Here is a 17,173-nt window from a genome sequence, read left to right on the forward strand (position 1 = left end):
TCGTATGTCGAAAAGAACTGTCTAATCTTGTAAGGTAAACTCTAATTCTCGTTTGTAATTGGAGTTTTTTGTTTATCAAAAGAGGACAGGCTTGACGTCAAGCCTTTCGGTAGCTCTCCTTGAATGCCCCATTTTTCTTTAAAAAAGGAGTTTTTTATGTTGAAAAAATGGCAGTTAAAAGATGTTATCTTACTTGCTTTCTTGTCTATCTTTTTTGGTGGCGTTTTTGTGGGCTCAGGCTATCTGTTTGATATCCTCACCCTGATTTTAGCCCCTCTTGGTTTACAGGCTTTTGCCAATGAAATCCTCTTTGGTCTCTGGTGTATGGCTGCGCCCATTGCGGCTATCTTTGTTCCAAGAGTCGGAAGTGCAACGATTGGAGAAGTACTCGCTGCTCTTGCTGAAGTCCTTTATGGTAGCCAATTCGGTCTAGGTGCTCTTTTGTCTGGTTTGATTCAAGGGTTGGGAAGTGAATTTGGCTTTCTTGTGACCAAGAATCGTTATGAAAGTTGGCTCTCTCTAACTGCTAATAGTATTGGGATTACCCTTTTTAGCTTTATCTATGAATACATTAAATTAGGTTACTATGCCTTTTCTCTTCCTTTTGTCCTCTCCTTGCTGGTGGTGCGTTTTATTTCCGTCTTTTTCTTCTGTACCATCTTGGTTCGTGCCATTGTCAAACTCTATCATCAGTTTGCAGCTGGAGGCAAGGCATAGATGGGCCTGGAATTAAGAGGGATTCAATCCCCAATCTTTTCGGAACCGATTGATTTTACTTTTCATGCGCAAGCTTTTACCTTGTTAGTTGGGAGCAGTGGTTCAGGAAAATCCAGCCTTTTTCAAATCATTGCCCAGGTCACTTCCTTACCCTATAGTGGTCAAGTCCTGATAGATGGAAACCAGGTCAGTCAGCTTTCTATCGTTGAACGTATCCAGACGGTTGGCATTCTCTTTCAAAATCCCAATCATCAATTCACCATGGAGAACTTGTTTGAGGAGCTGATTTTTACCTTGGAAAATATTGGCCATCCTGTGCAGGAGATTGATGCTAAAATAGCTGAGGTGGTCCGGCAATGTCGCTGTAAGGCAATCTTGAACCGTCCCATTCATCACCTATCAGGTGGGGAAAAGCAAAAGGCTGCGCTAGCTGTCCTCTTTGCCATGAATCCTAGAGTCTATCTCTTGGATGAGCCCTTTGCTTCCATTGACCGAAAAAGTAGGCTGGAGATTCTAGAGATTCTAAAAGAGTTGGCCTCTAATGGGAAGACAGTCATCCTGTGTGACCATGATTTATCAGACTATGAAGCCTATATCGACCATATGGTGGAGCTAAGAGAGGGACAACTAAGAGAAGTGTTTCAAATCTCAACCTCTGAGATGACACAGGTTGCTTCAAAGGAAGTTGCCTCTAGCCTAGAACTATTCTATATAGACCGTATGACTTGTGAGCTGGGGAATCGCCCCCTCTTTTCGATTGCTGATTTTACTATCTACCAAGGGATTTCCTGTATCTTGGGTGACAATGGTGTCGGGAAATCAACCCTCTTTCGGTCTATTCTTCAATTTCAAAAGTATAAGGGGCGCATTACTTGGAAGAGTTGTGTTCTAAAAAAGAAAAAAAGTTTGTATCGCGATCTGACTGGTGTTGTTCAGGAAGCTGAGAAGCAGTTTATCCGAGGCAGTCTGAGAGAGGAACTGCAATTAGATAGTCCAGACTCTGAAAGAAATCAGCGGATTCTCCAAGCTTTAGGATATTTTGATCTGGAGCAGGCACTCGATAAGAGTCCCTATCAATTAAGTGGTGGCCAGCAAAAGATACTTCAGCTTTTAACTATCTTGACCAGCAAGGCTTCTGTGATCTTGCTAGATGAGCCATTTGCTGGTTTGGATGATAGAGCTTGCCATTATTTTTGCAAGTGGATTTTGGAGGAGAGAAATCAAGGAAGAAGTTTTTTGATCATTAGCCATCGTTTAGATCCCTTGATTTCTGTGGTTGATTATTGGATTGAGATGACTAGTGAGGGTCTCAGCCATCTTCAAGAAGTGACTATCAGCAAACCTCTCCCATCTCTGAAAAATGATACTCTAGGGGAGGTGAGGTAGTATGATCAAAGTAGCAACTCAGACACCGATTATTAGTCTTTTCTTGCTGATTTTATCCTTGGAAACATCTTTCCTTCCTTCGATTGCTCTTAATCTTTCAGTAGTCGCATTTTGCATTCTCTTCATGCTCTACTACCGTCGATTTAAATTGTTGGCTTGGATGCTCGTACTCGCCATCTTACCATCCTTTGCCAACTACTGGGCAGTTCAGTTACATGGAGATGCTTCGCAGGCAGTGATGCTTGGAACGAGGGCCTTTGTGACCGTTTGTATCGGCCTTGTCTTTGTTTCTAGTATTTCCTTAAAAGAGCTTCTCTTGTACTTGGCTCAAAAGGGGTTATCACGGTCTTGGGCCTATGCCTTAATTGTGGTATTCAATGCCTTTCCCCTCATTCAACAAGAAATCAAGTCCCTCAAGGAAGCTTGCTTACTGCGTGGCCAAAAATTGCATGTTTGGTCGCCCTTGATTTACAGCAAGGTTCTGATGACGGTCTTTAGATGGCGCCATCTCTACTTGAGAGCTCTGTCTGCACATGGATATGACGAACATGCGCAGTTGGAGAATCGCTATCGGACTTTTTATATTTCTAAAAAAACAAAATTAATCTACCTGCTGTTCTTTTTATTGCTTCAAACCAGTCTATTTTTATAAAGGAGTTATTATGGAATTTACAGATATTGCGATGGAATTATCCAGGGAAGCTTGGCAGGCTTCCTTTCAGCATCCCTTTGTTCTACAGTTACAAGAGGGAACGTTGGAACCTTCCATCTTTCGCTATTACCTGATTCAGGATGCCTACTATCTGAAGTCTTTTTCAGAAGCCTATCACCTCTTGGCTGATAAGACTTCAAACCAAGAGATGAAAAGACTCTTGAAACAAAATGCTCAGAGTTTAGTGGAGGGTGAGTTGTTTATCCGCCAACAATTTTTCAAGGAATTAGGAATAAGCGACCAGGAAATGGAGCAACATCCAATCGCTCCAACCTGTTATCATTACATTTCTCATATTTATCGACAGTTTGCAGAGCCAAACTTGGGCATTGCTTTTGCTAGTTTGCTGCCTTGTCCTTGGTTATACCATGATTTGGGCAAGGCACTTAATCGCAAACCATCCCCGAATCCTCTTTATCAACAGTGGATTGAGACCTATATCACCGATGAGTTAGAACAGCAGATTAAAGAGGAAGAAGCCCTGGTCAATCAGCTCTATCGCGAAAGCAACGAGACAGACAAACAAAAAATGCTAGAGGCCTTCCACAGAAGTGTCCACATGGAAGCCAAGTTTTGGGAGATGGCTTACCAACATCAAACCTGGACGAGTGATTTACAGTCCTTAGAAAAAGAGAAGCAATAGAAAATGAGAAACCACCAACTTCAAGTTCACAAATTAACCATTTTATCCATGATGATTGCCCTTGACGTAGTTCTTACACCCATCTTTCGAATTGAGGGAATGGCACCGATGTCCAGTGTAGTCAATATTCTGGCAGGAATCATGATGGGACCTGTTTATGCCTTGGTCATGGCTACAGTGACAGCCTTTATCCGTATGTCAACTCAGGGCATTCCCCCTTTGGCCCTAACAGGAGCTACTTTTGGAGCCCTCCTTGCAGGTCTCTTTTATAAGTATGGTCGGAAATTTCACTATTCTGCCCTAGGAGAAATCTTGGGAACAGGGGTTATCGGTTCTATTGTTTCCTATCCTGTTATGGTTCTCTTTACGGGATCTGCGGCCAAGCTCAGTTGGTTTATCTACACTCCTCGATTTTTCGGAGCAACCTTGATCGGTACAGCCATAGCTTTTCTTGCCTTTCGATTTTTAATCAAGCAGGAATTCTTTAAAAAAGTGCAAGGATATTTTTTCAGTGAAAGGATAGACTGATGCAGAAATTGACAAATCCTTTCCCTCTAGCAACCAGTTCCTTGATTCACTGTATTACCAATGAGATTTCTTGTGAGATGCTGGCAAATGGCATTTTGGCTCTGGGATGCAAACCTGTTATGGCAGATGATCCCCGTGAGGTTCTTGATTTTACTAAGCAAAGTCAAGCCCTCTTCATCAATTTGGGGCATTTGTCAGCTGAGAAGGAGAAAGCAATCCGTATGGCAGCTTCTTATGCAGCTCAAACTTGTCTCCCAATGGTAGTAGATGCGGTTGGCGTAGCAGCTTCATCCAATCGTAAGGACCTAGTCAGGGACCTTTTAGAATACAAGCCTACAGTCCTTAAGGGGAATATGTCGGAAATCCGAAGTCTTGTTGGCTTAAAACACCATGGAGTCGGGGTCGATGCTAGTGCTAAAGATCAAGAAACTGAGGATTTGCTTCAATTCTTGAAAGACTGGTGTCAGCTTTATCCTGGTATGTCATTCTTAGTCACGGGTCCCAAGGACCTCATCGTTTCAGAAAATCAAGTTGCTGTATTGAGGAATGGCTGTGACGAATTGGACTGGATAACAGGGACAGGAGACCTGGTTGGAGCCTTGACAGCTGTTTTTCTCAGCCAAGGAAAGACTGCCTTTGAAGCTTCTTGCCTAGCGGTCTCTTATCTCAATATCTCTGCTGAGAGAATACTTGTTCAAGGAATGGGATTGGAAGATTTTCGTTACCAAGTTCTCAATCAGCTCTCTATCCTAAAAAGAGACGAAAACTGGCTAAAAGCTATCAAAGGAGATATTTATGAATAGAGAAGCACTCAGACTATATCTGGTAACCAATCGCTACCAAGATTCCTTGGAAAGCTTTCTTGAAAAAGTCGAGACAGCCTGCCGTTCAGGCGTTACCATCATCCAACTACGAGAAAAAAATCTCACTACCAATCAATACTATCAACTGGCAAAACAAGTCAAGGAAATAACAGATGCCTATCAAGTACCCTTGATTATCGATGATCGTTTGGATGTTTGTCTCGCGGTTGATGCTGCTGGGTTGCATATAGGCGACGATGAACTACCAGTTTCGGTTGCCCGCAAAGTATTGGGTCCTGAAAAAATCCTCGGTGTCACTGCTAAAACAGTTAAAAGAGCCCTCGAAGCAGAAACATCGGGTGCGGATTACTTGGGAACAGGAGCCATTTTCCCGACTACGACCAAAGAAAATGCACCCATTACCCTGATTTCAACCTTGAAAACAATTTGCCAAACGGTCGCTATTCCAGTAGTTGCTATCGGAGGCCTGACGTCAGAGAATATTGACCAACTTATTGGCACGGGTATAGCTGGAGTAGCTGTTGTACGTGATCTGATGCAGGCAGAAGATATTGAAGCAAAAGCGCATGCCTTTTTAACAAAGCTAGATGACATTGTTTCCTAATCAAAAACTCTCTAATTCCCTTAAAGTAGGAACTAGAGAGTTTTTTCTTAATCTTTAAAAGTTGTATGGTTGACTGGTCCAGAACCATGACCGAGTTGAGGAGCGTCTTGGATGGCTTTTGTGATAAAGGCCTTGGCCTTATCAACTGCCTGGTAAAGACTTCTGCCCTTGGCTAGTTCAGCCGTAATCACAGCAGCAAAGGTACATCCAGTACCATGGGTGTGACAGGTTTGAATTCGTGGACTTTCCCAGACAAATTGTTGATCCTTGGTAAAGAGGAAATCCTTGGCACCACCTTCAAGATGGCCACCTTTGATAACAACGGACTGAGGACCAAATTCTTTTATAATCAGGCGACCGGCACGCTGCATGTCTTCTGGATCATGAATCGAAAAACCAACAATCTCTTCGGCTTCAGGAAGATTGGGAGTGATAATGGTTGCAAGGGGAAGCAGATTTGTTTTTAGGTAGCTTCTCGCACTGGTATCAATCAGGGTATCACCGCTTGTTGCGACCATAACAGGGTCAAGAACGTAGGGGCAGTCCAGCTTTTTAAGATAGGGTTGGATGATTTCCATGATCTCAGTAGTTGCCAACATCCCTGTTTTTACAGCCTGAGGCTTGATATCCGAAAAGACACTCTCCAATTGAGTTTCCAGCATTTGGTTGGAGACGTGCTCGATTAATTGAACGCCTCTGGTATTTTGAGCGACAAGACTGGTCACAACGGCCATTCCATAGACATTTCTAGCTTGGAACGACTTTAAGTCAGCCATAATGCCAGCACCGCCACTAGGGTCAGTTCCTGCAATGGTTAGAGCAACGGGTAAATAAGTCATCTAAAACCTCCCAACCAACTGAAGTTTGTATTCTCAAGAAAAAGCTAGTCTGTTTGAGGAAAGTAATAGAAGAGCAGCTAGTCCTCATTATCATTTCCACTTCCATCAGCTAGCATTACCTAGATTGAGTCAAAGGGATCTAACAGTCGTTAATCTCAGCTTTACGCACCCCTAGTGGTTGTTTTCTTTTTTCTACAGTATAGCATATTTTTATAGTTTATATAGTGAAATTTGACTGAAAATCCTTTATCAAATGCTTAAAATTCTATTTTTCGAAAAAATAATAAAAATTATAGTTGACAAATGTAGATTTTCGGAGTATACTAATAACTGTGATCGACAAATGTAGATTTAGGAGGTGTGATTATGCAGATTTCAGATGCAGAATGGCAGGTCATGAAGATTATTTGGATGCAAGGGGAACAGACCAGTAGCGATTTGATCAGGGTTTTAGCGGAGCGGTTCGACTGGTCCAAGTCAACCATTCAAACTCTTTTGGCTCGTTTGGTTGAGAAAGAGTGTCTGACAAGGAAAAAAGAAGGCAAGTCCTTTGTCTATTCGGCTCTTTTAACTTTGGACCAAAGTCGGGATTTGCTTATTAAAGATATTAAAGACAAGGTTTGTTCCCGTAGGATTAAGAACTTGTTGGCTGATTTGATTATGGAATGTGATTTTACTCTGGCTGACTTGGAAGACTTAGAAGCTGTGATTTCTGAGAAGAAAGTTAGCGCTGTAACAGAAGTAAGATGTAATTGTATGTAAAGGAGACGTCATGTTAAATAGTATTGTAACCATTATTTGTATTGCCCTTATAGCGTTTATCTTGTTTTGGTTTTTCAAAAAGCCTGAAAAATCTGGACAAAAGGCCCAGCAAAAAAAGGACTACCAAGAGATTCGTGTGGAGGTCATGGGGGGCTATACGCCTGAGTTGATTATTCTCAAGAAATCAGTGCCAGCCCGTATCGTCTTCGACCGTAAGGACCCTTCACCCTGCCTAGATCAGATTGTTTTCCCAGATTTTGGAGTGCATGCGGACCTGCCTATGGGTGAAGAGTATGTAGTGGAAATCACACCTGAACAGGCTGGAGAGTATGGTTTCTCTTGTGGCATGAATATGATGCACGGTAAGATGATTGTAGAATAGGAGAATGATATGACTGAAATCGTAAAAGCAAGTCTTGAAAATGGTGTTCAAAAAATCCGTATCACGGCAGACAAAGGCTACCATCCAGCCCATATTCAGCTTCAAAAAGGGATTCCCGCTGAAATTACCTTTCATCGTATAACTCCTTCAAACTGTTACAAGGAAATCCTTTTTGAAGAAGAAGACATCTTGGAACCAATCGGCGTGGATGAAGAGAAGACAATTCGTTTTACACCTCAAGAGTTGGGTGAGCATGAATTCTCATGTGGCATGAAGATGCAAAAGGGAAGCTACACCGTAGTTGAGAAGACTCGAAAATCTTTGTCACTTTTGCAACGTTTTTGGATTACTAGTATCTTTACTGTGCCTCTTGTGATTATCATGATTGGGATGTCGACAGGAGGAATTAGTCACCAAGTCATGCGTTGGGGCACCTTTTTAGCCACAACACCCATCATGCTAGTAGCAGGTGGTCCTTATATCCAGAGTGCTTGGGCCAGCTTTAAAAAGCACAATGCCAACATGGATACCCTGGTTGCTCTGGGAACCCTAGTGGCCTATTTCTATAGCTTAGTTGCCCTCTTCGCTGGTCTCCCCGTTTACTTTGAAAGTGCTGCATTTATCTTCTTCTTCGTTCTTTTGGGAGCCGTTTTTGAGGAAAAAATGCGAAAAAATACTTCCCAAGCTGTGGAGAAATTACTTGACTTGCAGGCTAAAACTGCAGAAGTCTTGCGTGATGATAGCTATGTTCAAATCCCCTTGGAGCAAGTCAAGGTAGGTGACCTGATTCGAGTGCGTCCCGGTGAAAAGATTGCGGTTGATGGGGTTGTAGTCGAAGGTGTGTCCAGTATTGATGAGTCTATGGTGACAGGTGAGAGCCTGCCGGTAGACAAAACAGTTGGAGATACCGTCATTGGCTCAACCATCAATAATAGCGGAACGCTTGTTTTTAAAGCAGAAAAAGTTGGTTCAGAGACTGTCTTGGCACAGATTGTGGACTTTGTTAAGAAAGCCCAGACCAGCCGAGCACCAATTCAGGATTTGACGGATAAGGTTTCAGGGATTTTTGTACCAGCGGTTGTCATTTTAGGGATTGTGACCTTTTGGGTTTGGTTCGTCTTGCTCAGGGATAGTGTAGTCGTGCTTGGAGCGAGTTTTGTCTCTTCTCTTCTCTATGGAGTAGCAGTTTTGATTATCGCTTGTCCTTGTGCACTAGGACTTGCAACACCGACAGCTCTTATGGTGGGGACAGGTCGCAGTGCCAAAATGGGCGTTCTCCTCAAGAATGGAACCGTCTTACAGGAAATCCAGAAAGTTCAAACTATTGTCTTTGATAAGACCGGAACCTTGACCGAAGGGAAACCTGTGGTCACAGATATCATCGGCGACGAAGTAGAAGTGCTTGGATTGGCAGCCTCCTTGGAAGAAGCTTCTCAACACCCACTGGCTGAGGCCATTGTCAAGCGAGCGACTGAAGTCGGACTTGAGATTCAAACTGTAGAGAATTTCCAAGCCTTGCACGGAAAAGGTGTCTCAGGGCAAATCAATGGAAAACAAGTTCTGCTTGGAAATGCTAAAATGCTGGATGGCATGAACATTTCTAGCACTTATCAAGAAAAACTAGAAGAACTAGAAAAAGAAGCTAAGACAGTTGTCTACTTGGCTGTTGACAATGAAATTAAAGGCTTGCTTGCCCTGCAAGATATTCCCAAGGAAAATGCCAAGCTAGCCATCAGTCAGCTGAAAAAACGTGGACTTAAAACAGTCATGCTGACAGGGGATAATGCTGGAGTGGCGCGTGCTATTGCAGATCAGATCGGAATCGAAGAGGTCATTGCAGGTGTCTTGCCAGAAGAAAAAGCCCATGAAATCCATAAACTACAATCAGCTGGAAAAGTAGCCTTTGTTGGTGATGGTATCAATGACGCTCCTGCCCTCAGTGTAGCAGATGTGGGGATTGCTATGGGAGCTGGAACAGATATTGCCATCGAGTCAGCAGATTTGGTGTTGACAACTAATAACCTCCTAGGAGTGGTTCGTGCCTTTGACATGAGCAAGAAAACCTTCAATCGAATTCTGCTCAACCTCTTTTGGGCCTTTATCTACAATGTCGCCGGAATTCCGATTGCAGCAGGAGTCTTTTCAGGAATTGGTCTCGTTCTCAATCCAGAACTGGCTGGTCTAGCCATGGCCTTTAGTTCTGTATCTGTTTTAACCAGTTCACTCATGCTAAACTTTAGTAAAATAGACTAAAAGCGAGCTTGCTCGCTTTTTATTATAAAACAGTTATATAAAACGTTTTCAAACTGTACTGTAATAGAGAATAAAAACTTCTGAGCACATTCTTAGGAGACCAAAAACAAATGTGGTAAAGTAGTAGAGTAAAAATTTGCTGAAACGTTTCCAATTAGTATATGAAAACGGATGAATCAAATTTTAAAAATATTTGAAGGAGAGTTATAATGACTCAAGGGAAAATTACTGCATCAGCAGCAATGCTCAACGTATTGAAAACATGGGGCGTAGACACCATCTACGGTATCCCATCAGGAACACTCAGCTCATTGATGGACGCTTTGGCTGAAGACAAAGATATCCGCTTCTTGCAAGTTCGCCACGAAGAAACAGGTGCTCTTGCAGCGGTTATGCAAGCTAAATTCGGCGGCTCAATCGGGGTTGCAGTTGGTTCAGGTGGTCCAGGTGCGACTCACTTGATTAACGGTGTTTACGATGCGGCTATGGATAACACTCCATTCCTAGCGATCCTTGGATCACGTCCTGTTAACGAACTCAACATGGATGCCTTCCAAGAATTGAACCAAAACCCAATGTACAACGGTATCGCTGTCTACAACAAACGTGTCGCTTACGCTGAGCAATTACCAAAAGTAATTGACGAAGCTTGCCGTGCTGCAGTTTCTAAAAAAGGTCCAGCTGTAGTTGAAATTCCAGTAAACTTCGGTTTCCAAGAAATCGACGAAAACTCATACTACGGTTCAGGTTCATACGAGCGTTCATTTATTGCTCCTGCCTTGAACGAAGTTGAAATTGACAAAGCAGTTGAAATCTTGAACAATGCTGAACGCCCAGTTATCTACGCTGGTTACGGTGGTGTTAAAGCTGGTGAAGTGATTACTGAATTGTCACGTAAAATCAAAGCACCAATCATCACAACTGGTAAAAACTTTGAAGCTTTTGAATGGAACTACGAAGGTTTGACAGGTTCTGCTTACCGTGTTGGTTGGAAACCAGCCAACGAAGTGGTCTTCGAAGCAGACACAGTTCTTTTCCTTGGTTCAAACTTCCCATTTGCTGAAGTTTACGAAGCCTTCAAGAACACTGAAAAATTCATCCAAGTCGATATCGACCCTTACAAACTTGGTAAACGACATGCCCTTGATGCTTCTATTCTTGGTGATGCAGGTCAAGCAGCGAAAGCAATCCTTGACAAAGTGAACCCAGTTGAATCAACTCCATGGTGGCGTGCAAACGTGAAGAACAACCAAAACTGGCGTGATTACATGAACAAACTCGAAGGTAAAACTGAGGGTGAATTGCAATTGTACCAAGTTTACAATGCAATCAACAAACATGCTGATCAAGACGCTATCTACTCAATCGACGTAGGTGACACTACTCAAACATCTACTCGTCACCTTCACATGACACCTAAGAACATGTGGCGTACATCTCCACTCTTTGCGACAATGGGTATTGCCCTTCCTGGTGGTATTGCTGCTAAGAAAGACAATCCAGATCGCCAAGTATGGAACATCATGGGTGACGGTGCATTCAACATGTGCTACCCAGACGTTATCACAAACGTTCAATACGACCTTCCAGTTATCAACGTTGTCTTCTCAAATGGTAAATATGCCTTCATCAAGGACAAATACGAAGACACAAACAAACACTTGTTTGGTTGTGACTTCCCTAATGCTGACTATGCGAAAATCGCTGAAGCTCAAGGAGCTGTTGGATTTACAGTTGACCGTATCGAAGACATCGATGCAGTTGTTGCAGAAGCTGTTAAATTGAGCAAAGAAGGTAAAACTGTTGTTATCGATGCTCGCATCACTGAACACCGTCCACTTCCAGTAGAAGTACTTGAATTGGATCCAAAACTTCACTCAGAAGAAGCAATCAAAGCCTTCAAGGAAAAATACGAAGCAGAAGAACTCGTACCATTCCGTCTCTTCTTGGAAGAAGAAGGTTTGCAATCACGCGCAATTAAATAATTCCTTCGTGGAACTTAAAAAGATCGGAGCAATCCGGTCTTTTTATGGAGTATAGTAAATGAATTTAAATCAATTAGATATTATCGTTTCAGATGTTCCACAAGTCTGTGCTGACTTGGAGCGTATTTTGGATAAAAAGTCCGATTATGTTGATGACAGTTTTGCTCAGTTTACGATTGGCAGTCACTGTCTGATGTTGTCCCAAAATCATTTGATTCCTTTGGAAGATTGTCAGTCAGGAATCATTCTTCATATTGAGATTGAGGATCTAAATCAGAATTACCAACGGTTAAAAGAGATCGGTGTCGAGATTTTACACGGTCTTTGTGAAACGGATTGGGGAACAGAGTCCTTATTAGTTAAAGGGCCTGCTGGTCTAGTGATTGATTTTTATCGTATGAAGTAGGTAATTCTATTATCAAATTTTTTATCTAAACATTCTTGGAGTGAAACTTAAAAAGATCGGAGCAATTCGATCTTTTTTGTATTTATGCGACTTTCAGTCCGTCTCGCTCCGTTAGGTGCGAGACAAAAAACCACCCGTTTTCACGGGTGGTTATGATTTCTACACTTATTGTTTGGCTTCCTGTTTTAATTGTTGCACCTGTTCCTCGTACTGGACAAGCTCCCTGTCTTTTATATTGATAGTCGCTTCTGCTTCAGCAATGCGGCTTCTCAGATCTTGAGTCTTGTTATGGTGATAGCTAATACCAATAGCACTACCAGCAATGATCCCGATTACTAGACAAGTAAAAATCACCAAAATCAAGGGAGCAGATAGTTGTGTAAAGACAAGACTGACAGTTACTGTTTGACGATTGAGTAGACCAAATGAGATCACAATGACTAATAAGCTCAAACCGCCAATTAGATAAGCCTTATCTTTCAGTGACAATTCATTAAATTTTTTTAGCATAAGTTCCTTTTCTCCTGACTATGTTGATAGAAAACTACACACCATTTAGGTATTAACAAAATTCATTTTACTAGAAAATTTCGATACTGTCAATAATTTCTAACGGCTTATTTACCATCAATCAATCGATTCATTGAAAAGGAGTATTCATTTTCTAATATTTGATTGAGTAAACAGAACGGAGCAATTCGGTCTTTTTTCTGTTCCCTCTTTCTTATAACAAGATTGTGATAGTTTATATCTTTATAACAAAAGTTTTAAAGACTTGATTGTTTTGAAAGAATATTTTAAAATAAGATTCAGTAAAAATGAAAGAGGTTTTGAAAATGTCTGAAAAACAAATGAAAATTTTAGGTTGGGTAGCGACCTTTATGTCTGTTATGATGTATGTGTCTTACTTCCCACAAATTATGAACAACCTGGCTGGTCAAAAAGGGAACTTTATCCAGCCCTTGGTTGCAGCCATCAACTGTAGTCTCTGGGTTTACTACGGTCTTTTCAAGAAAGAAAGAGATATTCCACTTGCGGCTGCTAATGCACCAGGTATCGTTTTTGGCCTAGTAACGGCTATCACAGCTTTGATTTAAAAAGAAGACTGGTTTCAGTCTTTTTTTCGTATATATAAAAGTAAGTTTAGTGCTATTATTATCCAGAGGGTTCCAAACTTTTTGCCTCCTTTTTAGTATAATAGAAGTAATAAATCAATCGAGGTAAAGTGATGACAGAAATACTACAATTTCCAGAAGGATTCCTCTGGGGTGGTGCTACGGCAGCTAATCAATGTGAGGGTGCTTATAATCAAGATGGCCGTGGTCTTGCTAATGTGGATGTGGTACCGATTGGTCCAGACCGTGAGGCTATTATTACAGGTCAGAAAAAGATGTTTTCGTTTGAGGAGGGCTATTTTTACCCAGCAAAGGAAGCCATTGATATGTACCATCATTACAAGGAAGATATTGCGCTTTTTGCAGAAATGGGATTTAAAACCTATCGACTTTCCATTGCTTGGACTCGGATTTTTCCTCAAGGTGACGAAGCAGAGTCAAATGAAGTTGGTCTAGCTTTTTATGAGGATTTATTTAAGGAATGCCACAAGTATGGAATTGAACCACTGGTGACCATCACGCATTTCGATTGCCCCATGCACTTAATTAGGGAGTACGGTGGTTGGCGCAATCGTCGTATGTTGGACTTTTACGCAAATCTCTGTCACACCCTCTTTACCCGTTACAAGGGCTTGGTCAAGTACTGGCTCACCTTCAACGAAATCAATATGATTCTGCATGCCCCCTTTTTAGGAGCTGGGATTTGTTTTGAAGAAGGAGAAAATCAAGAACAGATCAAATACCAAGCAGCCCACCATGAGCTGGTAGCCTCGGCTATGGCGACTAAAATTGCTCACGAAATTGATCCAGAAAACAAGGTGGGATGTATGTTGGCAGCAGGACAATACTATCCCAACACTGCCCATCCGAGAGACTACTGGGCAGCTATGGAGGAAGACCGTAAGAGTTACTTCTTCATTGACGTCCAAGCGCGTGGGGAATACCCAAACTATGCCAAGAAACAGTGGGAGCGTGAGGGGATAGAAATTGAAATGACGGCAGAGGATTTGGATTTGTTGAAGAATCACACTGTTGATTTTGTTTCCTTCTCTTACTATGCGAGTCGAGTGGCCTCAGGCGATCCAGAAGTGACGAATCTGACCGCTGGAAATGTCTTTGCCTCTATCAAAAATCCTTATCTAGAATCCTCTGAATGGGGTTGGCAGATTGACCCACTGGGGCTTCGTATCACCCTCAATGCTATCTGGGATCGTTATCAAAAGCCTATGTTCATCGTAGAAAATGGCCTCGGTGCTATGGACACGCCAGATGAAAATGGATACGTAGCAGATGACTATCGGATTGCTTATCTAGAAGCCCACATCAAGGCTATGCGAGATGCTATTTACCAAGATGGCGTTGAATTGCTTGGTTATACGACTTGGGGTTGTATAGATCTGGTTTCTGCTGGAACAGGCGAAATGAACAAGCGTTATGGTTTTATCTATGTGGATCGTGATAATGCAGGTCAAGGAAGTCTCAAACGGAGCAAGAAGAAATCCTTCTACTGGTACAAGGATGTCATTGCCAGCAATGGTGCAAGTATTAAGTAGAGCACATTTGTTCACTATTTTTATAAAATCTTCTCCCTACTTTATAAGATGTGAAAAAGAGTTCAATTAGACCTGGCTTTTTGCTATAATGAAGTGAGAAAAATAGACAGGAGATCAAGATGTCAGAACCATTATTTTTACAATCAGTTATGCAAGAAAAAATCTGGGGTGGAACCAAGCTACGTGATGAGTTTGGCTACGACATTCCAAGTGAAAAAATCGGAGAATACTGGGCTATTTCAGCCCACCCAAATGGAGTTTCAAAGGTCGCTAATGGGCGTTTTGAGGGAACAGACCTAGCTACTTTGTATGCGGAACACCGTGAATTGTTTGGTAACCGTCCAGAACCTGTGTTTCCACTGTTGACCAAGATTCTCGATGCCAACGACTGGCTCAGTGTCCAAGTTCACCCAGACGATACCTATGGACTAGAGCACGAAGGCGAGTTAGGGAAAACAGAGTGTTGGTACATCATCGCAGCAGACGAAGGTTCAGAGATTATCTATGGCCACAATGCCAAATCAAAAGAAGAACTCCGCCAGCAAATCGAGGACAAGAACTGGGATACCTTGCTGACAAAAGTTCCAGTTAAAGCTGGAGATTTCTTCTATGTACCAAGCGGAACCATGCACGCTATCGGGGCGGGTATCTTGATTCTTGAAACCCAGCAGTCTAGCGATACCACCTACCGTGTTTATGACTTTGACCGCAAGGACGACAAGGGCAACTTGCGTGAACTTCACCTTGAAAAATCCATCGATGTTTTAAACATTGGAGAGCCTGCCAATAGCCGTCCTGTAACTATCAAAGCAGATGATCTACGTTCCACTCTCCTTGTATCCAATGATTTCTTCGCAGTTTACAAGTGGGAAATCACTGGCAAAGTTGACTTCGAAAAGACAGCTGACTACAGCCTGTTGAGCGTCTTAGCTGGTCAGGGTCAACTGAATGTTGATGGGAAAAACTATCCAATCCAAAAAGGCAGCCACTTTATCCTACCAAGTGATGTTGAAGCTTGGACCTTGGAAGGGCAAGGTTTGGAATTGATTGTTAGCCATCCATAAAAAAAGAAAGGGCCTGAGTTTACTACTCAAGTCCTTTTTGATTACATAAATTGGGCGATAAAAACCACAATGATGATAATAGGAATGATGAAACGAAGAAGGAAGAGCCAGACTTGGAAAAGTCCTTGTTTCCATGCTCTTTCATCAAGATGGAGTTCCTCCTTAGCAAGAGCCTTCTTAAAGATGTAGCCTGTAAAGAGAGAAAGGCAGAGGGCTCCAAATGGCATGAGGAGATTGGAAACCAAGAAGTCCATAGCGTCAAAGAAGGTCTTCCCAAAGATGTGAACATCCGCCATAATACCGTAAGAAAGGGCTGAAGGAATTCCAAAGATAAAGGTCAAGATTCCTAAAATAGCGCTCCATTTAGCACGTTTGCTGTTGTCCTGGTTGGTGATATTGCCCACATTGATTTCCAGCATCACGACAGAAGAAGTGACCGTCGCAAAGAGGAAGAGCAAGAGGAAAAGGATGTAGAAAATGGTTCCAAAAGGCATCTTGTCAAAGAGTTGAGGTAAGACGATAAAGAGCAGGCTTGGTCCCCCTTCAGACTGAATATTGAAGGCCGACATGGCTGGGAAAATGGCTAGTCCCGCCATGATGGATACAGAGATGTTCATGGCTACGATGGAAATACCTGACTGGACCAGATTGGTTTTCTTGTCCAAGTAGGAAGCATAGGTCAGCATGGCTGTCACCCCTAGTGAGAGGGCAAAGAAAGATTGTCCCAGAGCATATAGGAGACCAGCACTGGTCAATTTTGAGAAGTCTGGTTTGAGGAAGTAGAGAACGCCTTCCATGGCATTTGGCAAGCTGAGAGAGCGCCCGATGATGACGACAAAGATGATAAAGAGTAGCGGCATCATGACTTTCGAAGCTCTTTCAATCCCTTTTTGAACCCCACGTGATACAATAAAGATATTCAACAAGATAAAGGCTGCTTGAGCTCCTAGGGCAATGGCTGGATTTGAAATGATTGAAGTAAACAACTGAGCATAATCACCCGTTCCACCAAGTTGGAATAATTTCCCAAACTCAATACCTAGATAGACTAAAATCCATCCTCCGATAACACTGTAAAAGGATAGGAGAATAAAGAGGGCAAAGGCACCAATCCAACCGATAAAGTTGTACTTGTTATTCTTGCCTAGTTTTCCAAAGGTTTTGATAGCGGAAACGCCAGCACTACGGCCAAGGGCAAACTCAGCCAGCAAAAGGGGGAAACCGATTAAAATGGTAGAAATAAGAAAGACTAGTAAAAAGCCTCCACCGCCATTAGCAGCAGTCATGTAGGGAAATTTCCAAACGGCTCCAAGTCCGATAGCTGAACCAGCAGATGCTAGGATAAAGCCCAGTTTCGAGCCCCATTGCGATTTTTCTGACATAGTTGAAACTCCAATCTT

The 17,173-nt window shown here is 42.3% G+C and carries 18 protein-coding genes and 1 riboswitch; of the genes, 15 read left to right on the top strand and 3 right to left on the bottom strand.

What is annotated here, in order from left to right; all coding sequences use genetic code 11:
- Window positions 1-156: 156 nt before the first annotated feature.
- The 7 genes from HMPREF2885_RS02430 to thiE are packed head-to-tail and all read left to right on the top strand — an operon-like array spanning window position 157 to window position 5,414.
- Window positions 157-717 (top strand): ECF transporter S component, encoded by a 561-nt coding sequence (locus HMPREF2885_RS02430; RefSeq protein ID WP_070656962.1) that lies wholly within the window; start codon window positions 157-159, stop codon window positions 715-717.
- Entirely contained in the window at window positions 718-2,103 is a 1,386-nt protein-coding gene (locus HMPREF2885_RS02435) for an ATP-binding cassette domain-containing protein (RefSeq protein ID WP_070656963.1), read from the top strand.
- 1 nt (window position 2,104) lies between these two features.
- Window positions 2,105-2,755 (top strand): energy-coupling factor transporter transmembrane component T, encoded by a 651-nt coding sequence (locus HMPREF2885_RS02440; protein WP_070656964.1) that lies wholly within the window; start codon window positions 2,105-2,107, stop codon window positions 2,753-2,755.
- Window positions 2,756-2,765: 10 nt separating this feature from the next.
- Window positions 2,766-3,458, top strand: a complete 693-nt coding sequence (tenA, locus tag HMPREF2885_RS02445) for a thiaminase II (protein ID WP_070656965.1) — start codon at window positions 2,766-2,768, stop codon at window positions 3,456-3,458.
- A gap of 3 nt (window positions 3,459-3,461) precedes the next feature.
- The gene (gene thiW / locus HMPREF2885_RS02450; RefSeq protein WP_070656966.1) at window positions 3,462-3,986 is read left to right on the top strand and encodes an energy coupling factor transporter S component ThiW; all 525 of its coding nucleotides are present in this window, start codon (window positions 3,462-3,464) and stop codon (window positions 3,984-3,986) included.
- Window positions 3,986-4,789 carry a hydroxyethylthiazole kinase gene (locus tag HMPREF2885_RS02455; RefSeq protein WP_070656967.1) on the top strand — a complete coding sequence of 268 codons (804 nt, stop codon included), beginning with the start codon at window positions 3,986-3,988 and terminating at the stop codon, window positions 4,787-4,789. The genes thiW and HMPREF2885_RS02455 overlap by 1 nt, the downstream gene beginning before the upstream one ends.
- Window positions 4,782-5,414, top strand: a complete 633-nt coding sequence (gene thiE / locus HMPREF2885_RS02460) for a thiamine phosphate synthase (protein WP_070656968.1) — start codon at window positions 4,782-4,784, stop codon at window positions 5,412-5,414. The genes HMPREF2885_RS02455 and thiE overlap by 8 nt, the downstream gene beginning before the upstream one ends.
- A gap of 47 nt (window positions 5,415-5,461) precedes the next feature.
- Here thiE and thiD read toward each other — a convergent pair whose 3' ends face one another.
- A complete protein-coding gene (thiD, locus tag HMPREF2885_RS02465) occupies window positions 5,462-6,253 on the bottom strand; it encodes a bifunctional hydroxymethylpyrimidine kinase/phosphomethylpyrimidine kinase (RefSeq protein ID WP_070656969.1) in 792 nt (263 codons plus the stop codon).
- Window positions 6,254-6,337: 84 nt separating this feature from the next.
- Window positions 6,338-6,436, bottom strand: a riboswitch (TPP riboswitch).
- Window positions 6,437-6,619: 183 nt separating this feature from the next.
- On the opposite strand from thiD, the gene HMPREF2885_RS02470 reads away from it, so the two are divergent.
- From HMPREF2885_RS02470 to HMPREF2885_RS02490, 5 genes are all read left to right on the top strand, one after another.
- A complete protein-coding gene (locus HMPREF2885_RS02470; RefSeq protein WP_070656970.1) occupies window positions 6,620-7,015 on the top strand; it encodes a CopY/TcrY family copper transport repressor in 396 nt (131 codons plus the stop codon).
- Window positions 7,016-7,025: 10 nt separating this feature from the next.
- Complete coding sequence (locus tag HMPREF2885_RS02475) at window positions 7,026-7,397, top strand: cupredoxin domain-containing protein (protein WP_070656971.1); 372 nt, start codon at window positions 7,026-7,028, stop codon at window positions 7,395-7,397.
- Window positions 7,398-7,406: 9 nt separating this feature from the next.
- Window positions 7,407-9,650, top strand: a complete 2,244-nt coding sequence (locus HMPREF2885_RS02480; protein WP_070656972.1) for a heavy metal translocating P-type ATPase — start codon at window positions 7,407-7,409, stop codon at window positions 9,648-9,650.
- Between the two features lie 209 nt (window positions 9,651-9,859).
- Window positions 9,860-11,635 (top strand): pyruvate oxidase, encoded by a 1,776-nt coding sequence (gene spxB, locus HMPREF2885_RS02485; protein WP_000191811.1) that lies wholly within the window; start codon window positions 9,860-9,862, stop codon window positions 11,633-11,635.
- 58 nt (window positions 11,636-11,693) lie between these two features.
- Window positions 11,694-12,041 carry a VOC family protein gene (locus HMPREF2885_RS02490; protein WP_070656973.1) on the top strand — a complete coding sequence of 116 codons (348 nt, stop codon included), beginning with the start codon at window positions 11,694-11,696 and terminating at the stop codon, window positions 12,039-12,041.
- 165 nt (window positions 12,042-12,206) lie between these two features.
- Here the strand turns inward: HMPREF2885_RS02490 and HMPREF2885_RS02495 are convergent, their stop codons facing one another.
- Window positions 12,207-12,551, bottom strand: coding sequence for a lipopolysaccharide assembly protein LapA domain-containing protein (locus HMPREF2885_RS02495; RefSeq protein WP_000913393.1), 345 nt, complete (start codon window positions 12,549-12,551; stop codon window positions 12,207-12,209).
- 326 nt (window positions 12,552-12,877) lie between these two features.
- On the opposite strand from HMPREF2885_RS02495, the gene HMPREF2885_RS02500 reads away from it, so the two are divergent.
- The 3 genes from HMPREF2885_RS02500 (at window position 12,878) to manA (ending at window position 15,773) form a co-directional block, all read left to right on the top strand.
- Complete coding sequence (locus HMPREF2885_RS02500; protein ID WP_001291473.1) at window positions 12,878-13,138, top strand: SemiSWEET family transporter; 261 nt, start codon at window positions 12,878-12,880, stop codon at window positions 13,136-13,138.
- A 131-nt stretch (window positions 13,139-13,269) separates the two neighbouring features.
- Window positions 13,270-14,709, top strand: coding sequence for a 6-phospho-beta-glucosidase (locus HMPREF2885_RS02505; protein WP_070656974.1), 1,440 nt, complete (start codon window positions 13,270-13,272; stop codon window positions 14,707-14,709).
- Window positions 14,710-14,828: 119 nt separating this feature from the next.
- Window positions 14,829-15,773 (top strand): mannose-6-phosphate isomerase, class I, encoded by a 945-nt coding sequence (manA, locus tag HMPREF2885_RS02510; protein WP_070656975.1) that lies wholly within the window; start codon window positions 14,829-14,831, stop codon window positions 15,771-15,773.
- Window positions 15,774-15,814: 41 nt separating this feature from the next.
- Here manA and HMPREF2885_RS02515 read toward each other — a convergent pair whose 3' ends face one another.
- On the bottom strand, window positions 15,815-17,155 hold the full coding sequence (locus HMPREF2885_RS02515) for a sodium-dependent transporter (protein ID WP_070656976.1): 1,341 nt from the start codon (window positions 17,153-17,155) through the stop codon (window positions 15,815-15,817).
- Window positions 17,156-17,173 lie beyond the last annotated feature (18 nt).

This window comes from Streptococcus sp. HMSC062H02, assembly GCF_001813005.1.
In the GTDB taxonomy this organism is placed as follows: Bacteria; Bacillota; Bacilli; order Lactobacillales; family Streptococcaceae; genus Streptococcus; species Streptococcus oralis_S.